Raw genomic sequence first — 17,587 nt, 5'->3', positions numbered from 1 at the left:
AGGGATATGTCGCCACCGGGATACGATCCCGGTGACAACCTATGTTATATTTTTTCTTATTCCTGATCGACCAGAATTTCAGTCTTGCTCGCTTGCTTCTTCTTTTTCTCAGAAAATCCTGCGAACAGTACATATAGTCCGGGAATGAGTATTACTCCAAAAATTGTCCCGATGAACATACCTCCGGCAGCCGCCGTGCCGATTGAACGGTTGCCAATCGCACCTGCGCCGTTTGCAATGCATAATGGAATTAAACCGGCAATGAATGCCAGTGAAGTCATCAGAATAGGACGAAGACGTTCAGTAGCTCCTTCCAATGCCGCTTCAAGAACAGGCCTGCCCTCCTTATTCCGGATAATGGCATATTCAACAATGAGTATGGCGTTTTTACCCAGCAAACCGATGAGCATAATGAGCGACACCTGCGCATAGATATTGTTTTGCAATCCCAATAGTTTTAGGAAAAGAAAAGCTCCGAAAATCCCAGTGGGAAGCGAAAGGATTACAGGCAGCGGGAGCAGGAAACTTTCATACTGAGCTGCCAGTAACAGATATACGAATATAAGACAAACCGCAAAAATGAAGACCGCCTGATCGCCGGACAAAATTTCTTCGCGGGTCATTCCGGACCAGTCGTATGAAAATCCTTTGGGAAGCTTCTCCTTTGCAACACGTTCCACGGCCTTGATCGCGTCCCCACTACTATATCCTGGTGCTGCGTCCCCGTTAATCATCGCCGACGTGAACATGTTATAGCGTGTCAGCAATTCAGGTCCATATACCCTTTCCATTTTGATAAAAGTTGAAAAAGGCACCATCTCGCCGCGGTTGTTTTTAACGTATAACTTCAGGATATCCTCCGGATTTTTCCGGAATGAAGGGTGCGCCTGAACCATTACTTTATACATTTGACCGAAACGGATAAAATTGGAGGCATATAAACTTCCCACGAGTGTTTGCAAAGTACTCATAGCGTTGTCCACCGACACTCCCTTTTTGGCAGCAATTTCCGGATCCATATGGATCATATATTGTGGAAAGCTTGCATCGAAACTGCTGAATGCTTGTCCTATCTCTGGCGCTTTGGCCAATTCCTCCACAAACTCGTTTGTTATTTTAGCCGTTTTCTGAAGATCGTCACTCCCGGTTTTATCCTGAACCCGAAGCTCAAATCCGCTTGAATTACCGAAGCCGGGTACTGTTGGAGGAGAAAAGAATTGAATATCAGCATCGGTAATGTGTTTGGTCTTTTCCAGCAATAGCTGGATCATATCATCCACAGATTCACTTCGCTGGTCCCAAGGCTTTAAGTTGATCATCGCCATACCGTAGGACGACCCGGCAGATTCGGTAATTACGCTATATCCCGACAATGTGGAAACGGATTCAACCTGTCCCATGCCTCTCGCAACTTTCTGGATTTCGTCCAGAACTTTATCTGTACGTTCCACTGTGGCAGCCACCGGAGTGGTTACGCTCACGTTGATAACACCTTGGTCCTCAGTTGGAATAAAACCGGTCGGTAATACCGAATTAACACCCCAGGTACACACGCAAAAGAAAATCAATAACCCAACAGTAATGACCCTTCTGTTCGCAATTTTAGACAATAGAACTCTGTACTTACCCGCGATCGCGTCATATCCATTATTAAAACCTCTGAAAAAACGATCAAGTGGCGTATTCCTGGACGGCTGTCCGTGCGTGTTTTTCAGCATAAGTGCGCACAACGCCGGAGTCAGAGTCAAGGCATTGATACCTGATATTACGATTGATATGGCCAGCGTGATCGAAAACTGTCGGTAGAATATCCCTACGGGCCCTGACATAAATGCTACAGGGACAAAAACCGCGGACATTACCAAAGTAATCGCTACAATCGCGCCGCTCATTTCCTTCATTGCCTCAATCGTAGCCTCTTTGGCATCCAGGTGTTTCTCGGCCATTTTTGCGTGCACGGCCTCCACGACGACAATGGCATTATCAACCACAATACCAATGGCCAGAACCAGCGCAAATAAAGTCAGGAGGTTTATCGAAAACCCGAAAAGCTGCATAAAAGCGAAGGTTCCAACCAGCGCAACTGGCACAGCCAGGGCAGGGATCAATGTAGAACGGAAATCCTGAAGAAATAGATAGACGATAATTATAACCAGTATAAAGGCCTCAATCAACGTTCTGACTACCTCATGGATAGATGCGTCCAGAAAGCGGGAAACATCATAGGAAACAAAATAGTCCATACCAGCGGGGAAGCTGGTTTCCTTTAACTCAGCCACTCTTTTCTTCACGTTGGCGATCACATCCTGCGCGTTTGAACCAGGCCGCTGCTTTATCATAATCGATGCAGAGGGCTTACCATTTGACAAAGATGTCATATCATATTCCAACGAGCCAAATTCAATATCGGCAACATCTTTCAGCTTAAGCATTGAGCCGTCCGCGTTTGCGCGGAGCACGATGTTTCCATACTGCTCTGGCGTTGAGAACTTGCCTGTATATTTCAATACATATTGTAGTTCCTGCGCATTTTTCCCGGAACTGACACCTGTTTTCCCCGGAGCCGCCGCGACATTCGATTCACGAATGGCTTTCACGACATCGTCAGCAGACACATCGTATCCATTCATACGGTCAGGTTTTAACCAAACCCGCATCGAATAATCCTTGCTACCCATAATCTGGGCACGACCAACTCCATCAATCCTTTTTAATTCCTTGAGGATATTGATATCAGCAAAATTGTAAACAAAATCCTCCGCAACAGACGTATCCGAACTCATAATATCCAGATACATCAACATACTGTTTACTTCCTTTTCGGTTGTAACACCCGCTTTAATTACCTCTTCCGGCAATTCGTCAATTACAGTTTGAACACGGTTTTGCACGTTTACAGCAGCCAGATCAGGATCGACTCCTACATTAAATGATATGGTAATAGTCGTTACCCCGTCGTTTCCGGAAATGGTTGACATATATGTCATTCCGGGTACACCGTTGATCGCTTTTTCAAGCGGTACGGCAACCGCATCGGCGCAAACTTCTGCGTTAGCACCTGTATATGTAGCTGTTACTACAACAGAGGGAGGGACAATATCGGGAAATTGGGAGACAGGCAATCCGAAGAAAGCCAATATACCCAGCAACGTTATAAATATAGAAATGACCAGAGAAAGCACTGGCCTTTCAATGAAAGTCTGAAACATAATGAAAGAATAAAATGAGGAACTACACTCGTACTTACCTTGCGGTCAATTCAATTTTCGTTGAATCAAGGCTCGTTTTTCCAACCGAAATCAACTTCGGAATTATGGAAACGCCGTCTTTTAAAGACTGAATTCCTTCATATACGATTTTCTCACCTTCAACAAGACCCGACCGAACGACATAGTAATCCGACGTCCTGGACTGTGGAACGAAACTTCTGGTTTTCACTTTGTTATCCGCCTGAACAACATATACGAAGTTCTTGTCCTGAATTTCGAAAGCTGCCTTTTGCGGGATAAGGATCGCATTCTCAACAGTATTGGTCAATCTGATTGTACCAGTTGATCCGTGTTTCAAAAGTTTTTTGGGATTCGTGAATCTGGCTCTGAAGGCGATGGAACCTGTGCTCTCGTCAAACTCGCCTTCCATGGTTTCTATCTTGCCTTTTTGAGGAAAATAAGTACCATCTGCCAATTCCAGTTCTACCAGATCTACCTTGCGACCAGATTGTTTTCTCGATTTTACAAACTCCAGATATTCGTTTTCCGACACATTGAAATACACGAAAACATCGCTGTTGTCCGATATGGAAGTAAGCAGCGTTCCCTCGTTGATTAAACTCCCGATTTTATATGGAATACGATTAATCACGCCACTGAAAGGCGCTTTGATCTGGGTATGAGCCAATTGAATTGAGGCATTGGATACCGCAGAATTGGCTTCTTCAATCTTCGCCTTCATTGCTGCGTAGTTCGCCTTGGCAACTTCCAGCTCTGTTTTAGAAATGATATTCTTCTCGACCATCGTTTTTACCCGGTTAACTTCCAGCTCCGCTGCCTTAGCCTGGGCGATAGCACTTTGAAGATAGGCCTTGGACTTTGCCAATTCAACGGAATATTCCTCGTTATTTATCCTGAACAGGACTTGTCCTTTTTTGACTTCTTTCCCTTCATCCACATACACTTCTTCAAGATATCCCTTCACCCTTGCGTAAATTTCTACGTTGCGCATGGCATGAATATCCCCCACATACTCCCTGTGCAATTCGGTTTTTTGCGGCTGTAGCAACGCCACCGGAATCGTGAGTACCGAGTCCTTGCTGTCCGAAATTGATTCACTTTTAGTTGAGCAGGCCGACAAGAATGCGACCATGGCCAGGGAAAAAACCGGCCCGAAGTAGGTATTCATAGATTGAATGGGTTAATTAAAATGATATAATTCCGCAGACGATCACACGTATATAGGACGTGTTCCGTCAAGTTTTTACGAGTCGTAATGATTAGTTATGAAAAGAAAGGATATTCGAATAAGCTTAAGAACTTACCCGTGGCCGCCAACCGGCAGGAGAATCAAAACGGGCAGAGCCGGTGAAGAAAGCAATAGTAATCAGGCAAGGTTAAAATTTTGCTGGCCATGCGATTGAGCGTTGCCGTGCATATGATTACTACCTGTTTTTGAGAAAAATGAAAGTAGCTGGAAATTCCGCATTCAAAAAATACGAACCGGTAAGAAGAAACTCGATGCCTTAGAAGGTCGGAAAGGTTTTCACGCCACTCGAATTCATCAGCACGTACAATGGGTAAAGCCTCCCCTTCTGACTCTTCACAAATTTCATGAAGAATAAGGTCTGTAACCGACGTGAAAGTCTCCTGATGTTCGCACGGCTCAGCACACTCCTGCACAACAACCATGCTTCCTGATCGGGAAACAATGGATGCCAGCATTGGAAGGCATAGCATGAGAAACCATACAAAACTTTTTTTTACCACGACGCTGATTTTTTATCAGTATGTTAAAAAATACTTGTCTGATGATGAATTTATTGCTGCTCTTAATTTGCTGCAGACCGAATACTACGGAGTAGCGACAATCCAAATATAACAATTCCCATAATGAAACCAAATTTTATTGCCTGTTAATGACTGTTAACAGAAAAAAAGGAGTGAGTCCATTCGTCGCTCAATACTGTATAACTACCTGAAAATTAATATATATATTCGATATACAGAAAGCAAAGTATAACCCGTCATGACAATTTCAACGCTCCTGAAATGAGAGATCGAGCTGGCTCAAAATAATAGCTATATCAATATTTTGAGATCTAATTGAGACATTACGCGGTTTTCCGATTTTCATAGTAATTTGAGGATGTCTTCGAACACCATTGCTACTCACCAAATGAATTCATTTAAAATCACTTCTGACCGGTTCATTTTAACAAAAATGACGATTTACGACAGTGAGAAATACCACAAACTATGTACGAATGAAAATGTAATGCGGTTTGTGACAGGCCACGCGTTAACCCGTGCAGAGTCCGATCTGATGCTCGCAGATATGGTCAGGGATGACAATGGCAAAACCTGGTATGGCCGCTATTTCGTCGAAAACAAACATGACCGATCGCTGGTTGGTGCGGCAAGGCTTGATCTGGAAGGTCCGGATGTTGAAATCGGATATCGTGTTCAGGAGGAGTATTGGGGACAAGGTATTGCCACGGAGATTGCCCAAACGCTTATACAATTTACGATCAAACAGTTAAAAATATCCAGCGTCATTGCCCATGTAAATGTCGACAATCATGCCTCTGTACGCGTACTCGAAAAGGTGGGTATGCAGAACGTTGGAATCATCGAAGATATTGATGAAATTAAATACAAATTCGTCTATTCACCCAAAAACGTTTCCCCTATGAAAAAAGTACTGTATTTCATCTTTGGCCTGTTGGCGCTTATTTTAATAGCGGCACTCGTAATTCCGAAGGAGCTGTCTGTGGAAAAGGAAATTGTGATCAACAAACCCAAGACACAGGTTTTCGACTTTTTAAAATCATTGGAAAATCAGGCACAATGGACTAAATGGGCCAAACTTGATCCGAATATGAAAAATACTTACTCCGGGACACCGGGCACTGTGGGGTCAATGAACCGTTGGGAGGGAAACGATGAGGTGGGAGTTGGAGAACAGGAAATAAAACGAATAATCGAAGGCGAAAGAATTGATACCGAGGTTCGGTTTATCAAACCTTTTGAATCTAAAAGCGACGCATTTCTTGTAACTGAAAGTCAGGACAGCACGCATACGCTCGTAAAATGGGGATTTAACAGCACAATGGCAATACCGATGAACCTTATGATTCCGCTCATGGGATTAAAGAAATCGGTGGGAAAAGATTACGAAGAAGGTCTGGATAATCTTAAAAGAGTGCTGGAGGCGAAATAGGGAATCCATATATAAAAACGAAGAGCCATATGATATCATCGCATATGGCTCTTCGCCGTTTCAAAACTTTCCGTCGGCATCAGCAACCGAATAGCGGAAGGTGAAAAAACTTGATTCTTCAGTTGGAACATCTTCAGGAGCTCCCTTGTAGTAGCTTATAATTTGCATCTTCACCAATTTTCCCTCAGCCGTCCTGATCAGAAGTGTTCTCCCGGCAATTGGCACTATCGCATGAACGCGCATATCATAGTTGTACCAGGAATTCCCACTTCCTCCCGGGATGGCGAATCCAGCTTCGCCGTCCGTTTTAAATTCGCCTTTTGAAGCCTCAGAAACCTTATCAAAAGGTTGTTCAAGAACGGTAGCACCACCTTGGCCCGGCCCACTTGTGCCGCCATTCACCGCAATGGTCGTTTTACTAAAAGCAATATCCCATTTTGCAGTTTTCGCATTTTCTGCTGGTACAATTTCGCCTTTAACGAGATTATAATAAACAAATGGTTTTGTGTTGGCGTCCAGGTCCTTCACAACTTTTATTTCCTGCGCCATCGAATGCTCAATTTTTGAGTTTCCCTCAGATTTTTGTGCAATATAGTTTGCCTCGGCCACATATACTGAGCTCAACGTCAACGTGAGCATTGCTAATATCTTCCTGTTCATGGTTTAGATTTAAAAAAATAACCCGCCCAGACAAATGAAAAACACTCCCCCGAACGGATCATTTAGTTTACGAATGGATTAAGCTCCTTTCTTTACGAGCGCATATTCAATTTTCGGTTTGCCACGCTCACCACCGTCTGCGGCGATGAAGCTTACGAAACGTAGTTTATATATATTTCCTGCGCCATCTTTAATCACATAAAAACGGTCAGTTTTCACAGCAGCGCTAGCAGTCGGGCTTGTTGTTCTCCATTTCGAACCAATCACATCCCGATCAGAACTCAAAGTAAGAGCAGCAATATTGCTTTCCGCAAACGCATCGTATGATACAACGCTTGTCAAAACTTCAGCTGCCTGAACGTTGCCATGTTTGTTAATGAATACCAGATCAGAGAATCCGTAAGGGATCAGGCCTGTGCCAAAATTGGTATAGTACATGCTGTATCCCCATTCAATATCCCATCTTGCTTTCAACGGTTCAACCACCACTTCGGCCTCTTTTTCAAACGCAAAATATTTGAAGTTACCCGTTGCATCCTTTGTGATATCTATTGTTTTGAAAGTTGTATCGTTCAACTTGGCATATTGCAAAGTATATCCACTTCCTTTTCTCAGCACTCTGATTTTATAAAGCTGATCAACCGGAAGCACGTTTGCGTTACCCCCTTTACGGTTGACTACATATACCTTATTATCTCCGTCGGTAGCCGAGATCTCTTTAATTACTGTTTTCGTTAGATCACCCGTATAGTCATCAACCAGCGCCAACGTGCCAGAACCTTGACCGACCGCCAATGTATCCACATCCAAGTCTTTATCTGAAACAGCATTGATATCAGCTTTGTCAACCATAAATGCAGAAGCAGCATTGGTATTGTTGATAATTACACGGAAATCTGACCCGCTATATAGTCCCAAATCCCAGCTATCACGCAACACAGGGGTCTGTGTATTTGCGCTCAAATCCAAAAATACCGAATTAGCCGCGCTGCTTCCTGCCTCTCCCGCTGCGATACCATTCAACTGGATCGTGGTTCCGCTTGAGATAATTGCGCCAAAACTCAGCGTTAGCTCAGCAGGAGTTCCAACCAAAACCGGAGTCGCTACCGATGCCAACTTGAAAACAATATTTTCGTCACCATCAAACAATACGCCTGCCTTTTTAGTCACTTTGAAAGAAACGGAAGTCTGACCCGCCGGCACGGACAACGCGATTGTATTATTTGTTGCGGCAGGTGTAGTTGTAAAATCTGTATCATATGCTACCGAGGACGGAGTCAAGGAAACCGAAATGGCCGTTGCTGCTTCCGCCGCCCTCGACAAATTGATTTTTATTTCGACCTCTGTGTCTGTAATACCTTTTTCAGCTGATTCGAACGACGCCAAATTGTCCGGAAGTGGTGGCTCGTCATCGTTGCATGCATTCACACTGATCATTAATATCAGAACTAGTAGAAGTCTGCCTATTTTCTTCATGATTTAATTGATTTGTTTAATAAATGGGTATTGGTATTGTTTAATTTTTCGACCATTGCACATTCAGACCCACGAAGTAGGACCTGCCATACATCGTGCTCACCGAGCCGCCAGTGCTGTGCGCGCCGCCTGTATCCTGCGAAGTATTTGTGAGATTGGTTACGTCAAAAAGATTTTTGACACCCGCCAGCAGATTTACATATCGTCCCAATGTCTTCGATATCGTCAAATCGGCCATATGATATGCTTCTACTTTTGCCAGATTTATATTGACCTGGCCCTGAGTTTCATATGCTGTCCGCTGACCTGTATACTTGTAAAAAAGGTTGAAGCTGGCACCCAGCTTCTTGAAAGTATAAAGCAGATTGGCATTAATTTCCGGTGACCAGACAAATTGAGGCAACGAACCATATTCTGCAGGTTCTTCTGAAAATTCATTATACCGGCCTATATATGAGCCGCCTAGACTTGCCTGCATATTGGGCAGGTTGAATTTATTGTCAAGCATGAAGCCGGTGGTTTTAAACAAATGAACGTTCAGATATGTAGTCTGGCTTGTATTGTTTGGGTCGATTGCGGTATCGATCAGGTTGTGGAAAACGTTGTAAAAACCTCCGAAAGTGTTACTTACTCGCAGCGTCTCCTTTTTAACCGACTGCCAAACCAGAAACGAGTTGAAGCTGTTGGAGTATTCGGCCTTAAGATTAACATTACCGTTAATTGAGTGCGATGCATCATGAAAATCAAAATATAACTCCCGTAAAGCAGGCGAACGGAAGCCTCGTGCATATCCGAAACGCAGATCCAGATTTTTAAGCAACACAACTTTCCCGTTAAGCGAAGGAATTACTGGTGGCGCGTCGTAGACTGAATTATGAAGGAACCTCAGTCCTGGACTTAACTTGATCCTCTCCCCGATCGAAATTTGGGGAGCAAGAAAAATGGCAGATTCTGTAATGGTAGGCGAACCTGATATCCTTGCACCGGAAGCCTGATTATTCGTCAGATCAATTCCACCCAAAACCGTAAAGTTGGTTGAGAACTTGTAAAATGCTGTTCCTCTAAAAAATGTAGTAGTAAAAATCGATTTGTCCTGAGCACCCGCATCGAGTGACAAAGTCCGGTGATCGTCGGCGTCGACATTAGTAGAAAGTGTTTTGCGGGAATAGTCTGTATATGATAAAACTCCTGTAAAATTCAGCTTTTCAGAAGCCTTGTATTCCGATTGAATCTGATGAAACCATCGCTTGGTGATATAGTCTTTGTCGCTGGCTATATTCGTGATGGCATTTCTGTCACCGAGGTATTTGATCGTTTCGTCGGTTCCGTTGAAGCGGTACCACATATTAAATTTATTGTTGCGATATCCGGTTGAAGCTGAGTACAGCATCTGATCTTTCGGCATCCACTGTTTAGACCTTCCTGTCGAATTTCCTGTCCAGCCTCCAAAATTGTTTCTGGTAACATTACCTGAAAGCTGCAGTCCGCTATGTTGCCAGGTTACGCCAACGCTTTCGTTATGCATTCCTTTATCTTTAAAAGGATCATATTCGTTGTTGACCGTCTCTTCCTGTAGCCTTGCTGAAACAGTCAGATTATCACCTTGAGTACCTTTTTTGGTAATGATATTAATTACACCAGCCAGCGCGTCGCTACCGTAAATCACCGACATCGGGCCTTCGACAATCTCTATACGTTCAATCGTGTTGACGTCAATTTGACCTAAACTCTCACGAGTACTACCCCGATCCACCATCGGGATACCGTCCAGTAATATCTTTACATTCTGACCGCTCATACCCATTAGCTGAATATCTGACGTCCCCAATGTCATATCGTTGGAAAACCGAATACCCAGTTCGGTATTTAAAATACTTTGCAGACTAGTCGCCCCGCGCGCTTTGATGCGTTCACTATCAATTGTACGAACCTGATATACAGACTGTTTCAACGACTGCGGCTCATTTTGGCCCGTTATAACAACATCGAAGAGATCAATTGCTTTTCCATCCAGGCGAATATTGCCCAGTTTTAGGGTATCGCCTTGCGGAATATCCACGTCAAGTGTCCTTGCTTCCGACAGGGTGCTTATCTTCAATTTGGCAGGTCCTGCATTTGAATTGACCACAAACAAACCATTCTGATCAGATAAAGTACCGGTCCGCGCATTCGACATCACCAGATGCACTTCCGAAATAGGCACTGAATTCTTGTCAATTATTTTCCCAGATACATATCCCTTTTGCCGACCGTATGCAAACAAAGTTACAGACCAAAGGATGAGGATGGAGAGCGCACGCATGCTTAGTTATTATTTAGACTAATTAAAAGCACAAATAAAGATATTATTTAGACTAATTACAAAATATAAGTCAAGAAAATCTTTTATCTCCCAGAAATTGAACCTAGTATTGCTTAGGTGATCAAACTTACCAGGCTGGGATATTAGAAAAGCGTGCGTCGCGCTCTTTTCGCGCGCAGTCAATCGCCCCTCGCTTTATAACACTTCAGCAGAGGAGTACACAAAATTTACCCGGTATTACTTTTTAGGGCTGCGTTTCAGGAAAATCAATAAAGTACTTCTTCCAGCAAGGACTCGCCTGATGATCGATCTCCGCTCGTCCATTGCCACTTCTCGTGTAATCTGATTCTTCCGTCTGGCAGAATTTCGGGAGTTGAGTGACATAAGCCGGTTACAATTTGGCCCAGATTGTTGACCTGATGATACCGCATATCCAGCCGGCCTTCCTCATCAACCAGTGCGATTAAGTGGCCTGTCTGAATTCTACTTGCTGAATATGTGCAGGTAACAATATTTCCAGCCTGTTGGTATTTAAAGTACGTCTGACTATCCACTTCACCATTCTCTGAATTCGATACCGCCCTGAAAGTCTTGTTGTTATAATCAATCATGAATAAAAATGATGTTACGATTTAGGGAAATGTGATTCGATTTTCCTGATCTTTTTGTCTAGCGCGGTCAGCAATTCCATCTGCTTTGCCTGTATATCAAAAAGTGTTTTCAGCTGTTCTTCCTGTAACAAATCAACCTTTTGATGAAGGCCCCGCAATTCCAACTCCGCTTTCAAATTGACCATGTAATCATTTTCCGCACGCTCGCGGTCTTTTTCCTCTTGCCTGTTCTGGCTCATCATGATAATCGGCGCCTGCATTGCTGCAATACAAGACAGGATCAAATTCATTAATATAAACGGGTATGGATCAAATTGCTCATTTTTAGGCAAAAGCTCGTTGTAGACGATCCAGCCAAAAAGCAGGATCAGGAAACTTATAATAAAGGTCCAGCTCCCGCCGAATCTGGCAACTCTATCAGAAATCTTTTGTCCGATAGTCAGTTTTTCTTTGGAGCTCTCGCCAAGTCCCAGAACAATAGAATCTTCCTCCTTAATCGACTCTACAACGATATCATGCAGCTTTCTGAGTTGATCCTCTCTGGTGGTCAGTAATTTGTTTGCGTCTTTTGAATTTGTTCCCATTATGTGCTTAAAAAGGTTATATGCGGATTCTTTCGAAAACTATGGCTTGCAGTAGCTAGATTCCAAATTGAATATTCAATGTATTTAAACTAAAATCTAAAAACTAATCTCTACTTTCTGATTTGAACCAAAGAATGCACTAAAAACGCAGAAAATGGAAGTCGGCCCGACCTCGGAAACACAATGAAAATTATTTTCCTTTTCGCCTCTATTCCTTAGTCAGCCGCACAAAATTGTGACTATATAAGCACTGTTTATCAGGCGATAAAACTTATTTATAAATATTCTCATTATATTATTTTACAATTCTCTTTAATACATTTACTGCCTCAAACAGAAAGAAGCAGTTGATAAGAACTATTTCGATAGAATGATTTGTTCAGTAAGCCAACCTTTCTTGTTTCGTTTAAGAAGGGACAAATCAGATTTAAAATCGAACAGCTGTCGCCTTATCTTTTACTACTTAGTTAATATTCAGCTAATTACAATACAAATATCAGTTCTATCATGAAGTTAGTGCCCATAGAAAAGCGATCAGGATTGACGCGTGAAGAGTTCATCGAAAACTATCTGAAACCAAGTCGTCCCGTTGTTTTTACAGATTTGATGAAATGGCCGGCAATTGAAAAATGGACTTTCGATTGGCTGCGCGAAAACCACGGCAATATCGATGTCCCGTTGGTAGACAACCATATGCACGATGCCGACAAATACTTTCAGATTGCCAAAACGATGAAGTTTGGAGACTATCTGTCGCTCATCGAAAAAGGCCCCACTGATCTGCGTCTTTTCTTATTTGATATATTCAAAAAAGCTCCGTCTCTGGCTGACGATATCGTTTTCCCGGATATTATGGATGGGTTTTTGAAGTCTTACAAATTTGTGTTCTTTGGGGGAGAGGGCTCCATTACCAACTTACACTATGATATGGACTGCTCAAATGTATTTTTAACGCAATTCCACACGCGTAAGCAGGTTATTTTATTTTCTCCCGAAGAAAGTGCGCGCCTGTACCATCACCCATTTACTGTGATGAGTAAGGTTGACCCAATCAACCCGGATTACGAAAAATTTCCGGCTTTGAAAGGGGCCACTGGTTACGAAACCACCTTACTTCATGGTGAAACCATCTTTATCCCTTCACTTTGGTGGCACTATATCCGCTATATCGACGGAGGTTTCAGCTTGGCTTTGCGTGCAAACAACTCTATTTTCACTGCTCTTCAAGGTGGTATGAATATCGTTCGCCATACTTTTGTGGATAAAACTTTCACAAAAATGATGGGCCTCAACTGGCAGCACTGGAAAGAGCAAAAGGCTGTTGAAAACGCTCGCGTATTCCTAGAAAAACAAGCATAAAGTATTCCGGACGCATTTCAAAGAAACCTTTTTATCTTTGAAATGCGTTATTCGGGTTACCTCTTTGCATTGTTATGAATTTCGAACTCATTTCAGATTACGTACCTACGGGCGATCAGCCTGAGGCCATCAAACAATTGCTCCACGGACTTAAATCCGGAGACTCTGCACAAACTTTATTGGGCGTCACCGGTTCCGGAAAGACATTCACAGTAGCAAATGTCGTAGCCGAAATCAACCGACCGACGCTGGTTCTCAGCCATAATAAAACCCTGGCAGCGCAGCTCTATGGAGAATTCAAGCAATTCTTCCCGCAAAACGCCGTAGAGTATTTCATAAGCTACTATGATTACTACCAGCCCGAGGCCTTTATATCCAGCACAAATACCTATATCGAGAAAGACTTGATGATTAATCAGGAAATCGATAAACTCAGGCTTCATTCCGTTTCATCATTGATGAGCGGAAGAAATGATGTGCTCGTCGTCGCTTCAGTATCGTGTATATATGGCGCGGGAAACCCGAATGAATATAAAAAGAGTATTGTCAGCGTAAAACTAGGCGATATTGTTAGCCGCAACCAGTTCCTCTTCAGGCTCGTGGAAATCCTTTACAGCCGTACGGAAGTCGAGTTTTCAAGAGGTACTTTCAGAGTAAAAGGCGATACTGTCGACATATATCCGGGATATGCCGATTTCGCATATCGGGTTATTTTCTTTGGAGATGAAATCGAAGAAATACAGCGGATTGAACCTGAAACCGGCAAGAAAATATCTTCTGAAAAAGCAATTGCTGTTTTTCCGGCTAACCTTTTTGTGACCGGTCGGGATGTGCTGCTCCAATCCATAAAAGAAATTCAGGACGATTTGGTACAGCAGATCAAATATTTTACGGCCGACGGTCGACTGGCTGAAGCAGAAAGAATTAAAGAACGTACCGAATTTGATATTGAAATGATGCGTGAGCTGGGATATTGCTCGGGTATTGAAAACTATTCAAGATATTTTGACCGGAGAAATCCAGGTCAAAGACCTTTCTGCCTTCTCGATTATTTCCCGGAAGATTTCCTGATGGTAGTCGATGAAAGTCACGTAACCATGCCTCAGATCCGGGCGATGTGGGGTGGTGACCGATCCAGAAAAGAATCATTGGTTGAATATGGATTTCGTTTGCCATCTGCACTGGATAACAGACCATTGACTTTCCAGGAGTTTGAAGATTTGACGCCACAAACCATATTTGTTAGTGCCACACCTTCCGATTATGAACTCAGACGCTCGGATGGGGTTGTCGTTGAACAAATTATCCGTCCGACAGGCTTGCTGGATCCAGAAATTGAGGTTCGTCCAAGTTTGAACCAGATTGATGACCTGCTAGAGGAAATCAACGAAAGGATCAAAATGGGCGACCGGGTGCTCATCACGACTTTGACCAAACGAATGGCGGAAGAGTTGAGCAAATATCTGGATCGTGTCGGAATTAAATGCCGGTATATCCACTCGGAAGTCAAGACATTGGATCGCGTAGAAATTCTGCGTGAATTGAGGTTGGGTATATTCGATGTTCTGGTTGGTGTTAACCTCTTACGGGAAGGTCTGGATTTACCTGAAGTTTCGCTCGTGGCCATTATGGACGCAGACAAGGAAGGATTTCTTCGCGACGTCCGTTCCATGATTCAAACCATCGGTCGCGCTGCAAGAAATGACCGTGGAAAAGTGATTATGTATGGAGATGTGATCACAGGATCTATGCAGCAGGCAATTGACGAAACGCGCCGGAGAAGGGCGATCCAAATAGAATATAACCTTGAACACGACATCACACCTACCACCATTCGCAAGTCCAAAGAAGCGATTATGGGTCAAACTTCAGTGGCCGATTCGAAGGTAAGGAAGATATATGTGGAGCCGGAAGAAGTGAGAATCGCAGCCGATCCGGTGATTCAGTATATGGGTGCAAATGACCTGAAAAAACTGATTACCGAAACCCAAAGAAAAATGGAAACCGCTGCCAAGGAACTGGACTTCCTAGAAGCCGCCCGCCTCCGCGACGAGCTTTTGCAATTGAAAGAACGGGTGAAGGAAAAGAGTTGATTTTATCATTCCAAGAGCTTTTCAGTCCTATTTTCCCAATTATTTATATACCGATTTCCATCGGAATGCAAGTTAGTCAGCCGTGACGTTTTCATTCATAAATTGAGTTTCAACTATTATTTGCAAAAAAATCTTTCGTCTGTGACATTTTCAGGGAAATCTCTACTAATACCATCAGACCTGAACAAAGAGCAGTATGGCTATTCAATCACAGAAAGATTTTATTGAATTGATTCAAAAACATCAGGGCATTATCAATAGCATCTGTTTGGCATACTTTCAAGATCCGGACGACCTGAAAGACGCCAGGCAGGATGTCATTTTACAGCTCTGGCGCTCGCTTCCCACATTTCGCGGAGATTCACTGATCAGCACCTGGATATATAAAGTTGCGCTGAACACGATCTTATCCAAGAAAAAGACTGAGAAAAAGCACGATCGAAATGAACCTCTTTCTGAATATCATTTAACTCAAAATCCGCAATATCCTTTTCAGATAAATGAAGAAAACGAGGAGTTTACCTTTTTGATAGACAACTTAAACACGGCCGACAAGGCTGTACTCATACTCTTGATGGAAGGATACTCGAATAAGGAAATCGCTGAAATTCTGCATTATACACCTTCAAATGTCAGTACCAGGTTATCACGAATCAGGGAAAAACTTAAGAATAAATACAACAATGAAACTAAATGAATTAAAGCCTTTATGGAATCGCCATAAGCATGCTGCGCATAGCTCAGATATTTCCGTCGACGAGATCCTAATGGCTATTCAGCCAGATTTAAACGCAACTTCCGATATCGAAAGACTATTTAGAAATGGAGTTCTCTTCTCTCTTTTGATCGTTTTTTGTCAAGCCTGTTAAATTATGAATGGCATTTTTGATTTCATCATTTGGGATTTGCGACCGACCGTTTTTGAATTCTCCGAAATTCCCAGATGGTATGGAATATGCTGGGCAACTGGAGTTGCTTTCAGTATGTTGGTCATGAGGCATATCTATAAAACCGAAAAAAAATCGTTAGAGGAAATAGATAGACTTGCGATCTATCTAATAGTCGGTACAATCCTCGGCGCCCGATTCGGACATATCCTATTCTATGATCCTGTTTATTACTGGCAAAACCCGATGGAAATTCTGCCAGTATCGTTCTCTCCGAAGTTTCATATCACAGGATTAAGCGGTTTGGCAAGCCACGGCGGAGCAATCGGGTTAATCCTGGCAGTCTTTTTATATGCCAGAAAAAGTGGAACAAGTTTCTTGTGGCTGCTCGACCGTATCACCATTATTGCCGCTTTGTCAGGTTTTTTTATTCGCTTTGGTAACCTGATGAATTCAGAAATGATTGGGATACCAACTTCTGTTCCCTGGGCTTTTGTGTTCACGAGGATAGACAATGTACCCCGGCACCCCGCCCAGTTATACGAATCTGTTTATTGTTTTATTTTATTCGTCATTGTATATCAATTGTGGTCAAAGAAAAGAGCACAAATGCCTGACGGGCTGATTTTTAGCATATTCATCACAATACTTTTTTCGCTGCGGTTCATTGACGAGTTCTTTAAGGTAAACCAGGAATTTTTTGAAGATAACCTATGGATAAATATGGGACAGATACTGAGTATCCCCTTTATTGTCGCAGGAGTAATTATGGCAGTCAGGCTCACCAGAAACCGATCTCCCCGCTTAACTAATTCATAGCTATCGCGATTACAAACGAAAGCCCGGCTTCGCGACGGGCTTTTGCAAACTGAGGGGTGAACTAAAGAAAGGGAGAAAAACCGTCACGACTTTCGTATAGGATTTTCATTTGCCATAAGTCCGGCATATTAATAACCGTTTGTTCTTAAAAAGCAGCTCGATTAATGTTACTTTGGCCAGCGGTTCTATGGTAGTATCCGCAATAATCTTTTCGATGGCACCCAAAACATCAATGTGGGTGCCGCTCCGGTGGGCAACGCTGCTAACAAGCTGCGCGTTCTGCATCCTGTTTTGATAAAGCTCCCGTGTAACCAGGTTCTCACAACCGTTGACAAGACCTGGCTTTTTACTTATTTGCTAAAAT

General features: G+C 43.0%; 14 protein-coding genes. 5 read left to right on the top strand and 9 right to left on the bottom strand.

Annotation, left to right across the window (positions count from 1 at the left end; genetic code table 11):
* Nucleotides 1–56 precede the first annotated feature (56 nt).
* The 3 genes from AC1XUD_RS21755 to AC1XUD_RS21745 form a co-directional block, all read right to left on the bottom strand.
* The gene (locus AC1XUD_RS21755; protein WP_483363132.1) at nt 57–3,209 is read right to left on the bottom strand and encodes an efflux RND transporter permease subunit; all 3,153 of its coding nucleotides are present in this window, start codon (nt 3,207–3,209) and stop codon (nt 57–59) included.
* Nucleotides 3,210–3,243: 34 nt separating this feature from the next.
* Nucleotides 3,244–4,398: an efflux RND transporter periplasmic adaptor subunit gene (locus tag AC1XUD_RS21750; RefSeq protein ID WP_483363131.1), complete on the bottom strand. Its 1,155-nt coding sequence runs from the start codon at nt 4,396–4,398 to the stop codon at nt 3,244–3,246.
* Between the two features lie 161 nt (nt 4,399–4,559).
* A complete protein-coding gene (locus AC1XUD_RS21745; RefSeq protein ID WP_483363130.1) occupies nt 4,560–4,979 on the bottom strand; it encodes a hypothetical protein in 420 nt (139 codons plus the stop codon).
* Between the two features lie 409 nt (nt 4,980–5,388).
* Between AC1XUD_RS21745 and AC1XUD_RS21740 the strand changes: the two genes are divergently transcribed.
* Nucleotides 5,389–6,432: a GNAT family N-acetyltransferase gene (locus AC1XUD_RS21740; RefSeq protein ID WP_483363129.1), complete on the top strand. Its 1,044-nt coding sequence runs from the start codon at nt 5,389–5,391 to the stop codon at nt 6,430–6,432.
* A gap of 60 nt (nt 6,433–6,492) precedes the next feature.
* Here the strand turns inward: AC1XUD_RS21740 and AC1XUD_RS21735 are convergent, their stop codons facing one another.
* The 5 genes from AC1XUD_RS21735 to AC1XUD_RS21715 all read right to left on the bottom strand — a co-directional run bounded on the left by AC1XUD_RS21735 (nt 6,493) and on the right by AC1XUD_RS21715 (nt 12,065).
* Nucleotides 6,493–7,092 (bottom strand): HmuY family protein, encoded by a 600-nt coding sequence (locus AC1XUD_RS21735; protein WP_483363128.1) that lies wholly within the window; start codon nt 7,090–7,092, stop codon nt 6,493–6,495.
* Nucleotides 7,093–7,170: 78 nt separating this feature from the next.
* A complete protein-coding gene (locus AC1XUD_RS21730) occupies nt 7,171–8,568 on the bottom strand; it encodes an HmuY family protein (RefSeq protein WP_483363127.1) in 1,398 nt (465 codons plus the stop codon).
* Nucleotides 8,569–8,608: 40 nt separating this feature from the next.
* Complete coding sequence (locus AC1XUD_RS21725) at nt 8,609–10,870, bottom strand: TonB-dependent receptor (RefSeq protein ID WP_483363126.1); 2,262 nt, start codon at nt 10,868–10,870, stop codon at nt 8,609–8,611.
* Nucleotides 10,871–11,136: 266 nt separating this feature from the next.
* Nucleotides 11,137–11,481, bottom strand: coding sequence for an avidin-fold protein (locus tag AC1XUD_RS21720; RefSeq protein ID WP_483363125.1), 345 nt, complete (start codon nt 11,479–11,481; stop codon nt 11,137–11,139).
* Nucleotides 11,482–11,495: 14 nt separating this feature from the next.
* Nucleotides 11,496–12,065, bottom strand: coding sequence for a DUF1003 domain-containing protein (locus tag AC1XUD_RS21715; RefSeq protein ID WP_483363124.1), 570 nt, complete (start codon nt 12,063–12,065; stop codon nt 11,496–11,498).
* Between the two features lie 507 nt (nt 12,066–12,572).
* Between AC1XUD_RS21715 and AC1XUD_RS21710 the strand changes: the two genes are divergently transcribed.
* From AC1XUD_RS21710 to lgt, 4 genes are all read left to right on the top strand, one after another.
* Complete coding sequence (locus AC1XUD_RS21710) at nt 12,573–13,424, top strand: cupin-like domain-containing protein (RefSeq protein WP_483363123.1); 852 nt, start codon at nt 12,573–12,575, stop codon at nt 13,422–13,424.
* 74 nt (nt 13,425–13,498) lie between these two features.
* Nucleotides 13,499–15,517, top strand: coding sequence for an excinuclease ABC subunit UvrB (gene uvrB, locus AC1XUD_RS21705; RefSeq protein WP_483363122.1), 2,019 nt, complete (start codon nt 13,499–13,501; stop codon nt 15,515–15,517).
* Nucleotides 15,518–15,713: 196 nt separating this feature from the next.
* On the top strand, nt 15,714–16,214 hold the full coding sequence (locus AC1XUD_RS21700; protein ID WP_483363121.1) for an RNA polymerase sigma factor: 501 nt from the start codon (nt 15,714–15,716) through the stop codon (nt 16,212–16,214).
* Between the two features lie 175 nt (nt 16,215–16,389).
* Complete coding sequence (gene lgt / locus AC1XUD_RS21695) at nt 16,390–17,223, top strand: prolipoprotein diacylglyceryl transferase (RefSeq protein WP_483363120.1); 834 nt, start codon at nt 16,390–16,392, stop codon at nt 17,221–17,223.
* Nucleotides 17,224–17,328: 105 nt separating this feature from the next.
* Here the strand turns inward: lgt and AC1XUD_RS21690 are convergent, their stop codons facing one another.
* Complete coding sequence (locus tag AC1XUD_RS21690; protein ID WP_483363119.1) at nt 17,329–17,508, bottom strand: hypothetical protein; 180 nt, start codon at nt 17,506–17,508, stop codon at nt 17,329–17,331.
* Nucleotides 17,509–17,587: the final 79 nt, after the last annotated feature.

The sequence above is a fragment of the Dyadobacter sp. HNCC25DJ184 genome (assembly GCF_056895215.1).
Note: the sequence above shows the minus strand (reverse complement) of the source record. Positions and strands in the feature narration are given on the sequence as shown.

Bases quoted from the DNA above. Each gene is read 5' to 3' on its own strand.
- AC1XUD_RS21755 (WP_483363132.1), bottom strand. From the start codon at position 3,209: ATGTTTCAGACTTTCATTGAAAGGCCAGTGCTTTCTCTGGTCATTTCT.
- AC1XUD_RS21750 (WP_483363131.1), bottom strand. From the start codon at position 4,398: ATGAATACCTACTTCGGGCCGGTTTTTTCCCTGGCCATGGTCGCATTC.
- AC1XUD_RS21740 (WP_483363129.1), top strand. From the start codon at position 5,389: ATGAATTCATTTAAAATCACTTCTGACCGGTTCATTTTAACAAAAATG.
- AC1XUD_RS21735 (WP_483363128.1), bottom strand. From the start codon at position 7,092: ATGAACAGGAAGATATTAGCAATGCTCACGTTGACGTTGAGCTCAGTA.
- AC1XUD_RS21730 (WP_483363127.1), bottom strand. From the start codon at position 8,568: ATGAAGAAAATAGGCAGACTTCTACTAGTTCTGATATTAATGATCAGT.
- AC1XUD_RS21725 (WP_483363126.1), bottom strand. From the start codon at position 10,870: ATGCGTGCGCTCTCCATCCTCATCCTTTGGTCTGTAACTTTGTTTGCA.
- AC1XUD_RS21720 (WP_483363125.1), bottom strand. From the start codon at position 11,481: ATGATTGATTATAACAACAAGACTTTCAGGGCGGTATCGAATTCAGAG.
- AC1XUD_RS21715 (WP_483363124.1), bottom strand. From the start codon at position 12,065: ATGGGAACAAATTCAAAAGACGCAAACAAATTACTGACCACCAGAGAG.
- AC1XUD_RS21710 (WP_483363123.1), top strand. From the start codon at position 12,573: ATGAAGTTAGTGCCCATAGAAAAGCGATCAGGATTGACGCGTGAAGAG.
- uvrB (WP_483363122.1), top strand. From the start codon at position 13,499: ATGAATTTCGAACTCATTTCAGATTACGTACCTACGGGCGATCAGCCT.
- AC1XUD_RS21700 (WP_483363121.1), top strand. From the start codon at position 15,714: ATGGCTATTCAATCACAGAAAGATTTTATTGAATTGATTCAAAAACAT.
- lgt (WP_483363120.1), top strand. From the start codon at position 16,390: ATGAATGGCATTTTTGATTTCATCATTTGGGATTTGCGACCGACCGTT.
- AC1XUD_RS21690 (WP_483363119.1), bottom strand. From the start codon at position 17,508: ATGCAGAACGCGCAGCTTGTTAGCAGCGTTGCCCACCGGAGCGGCACC.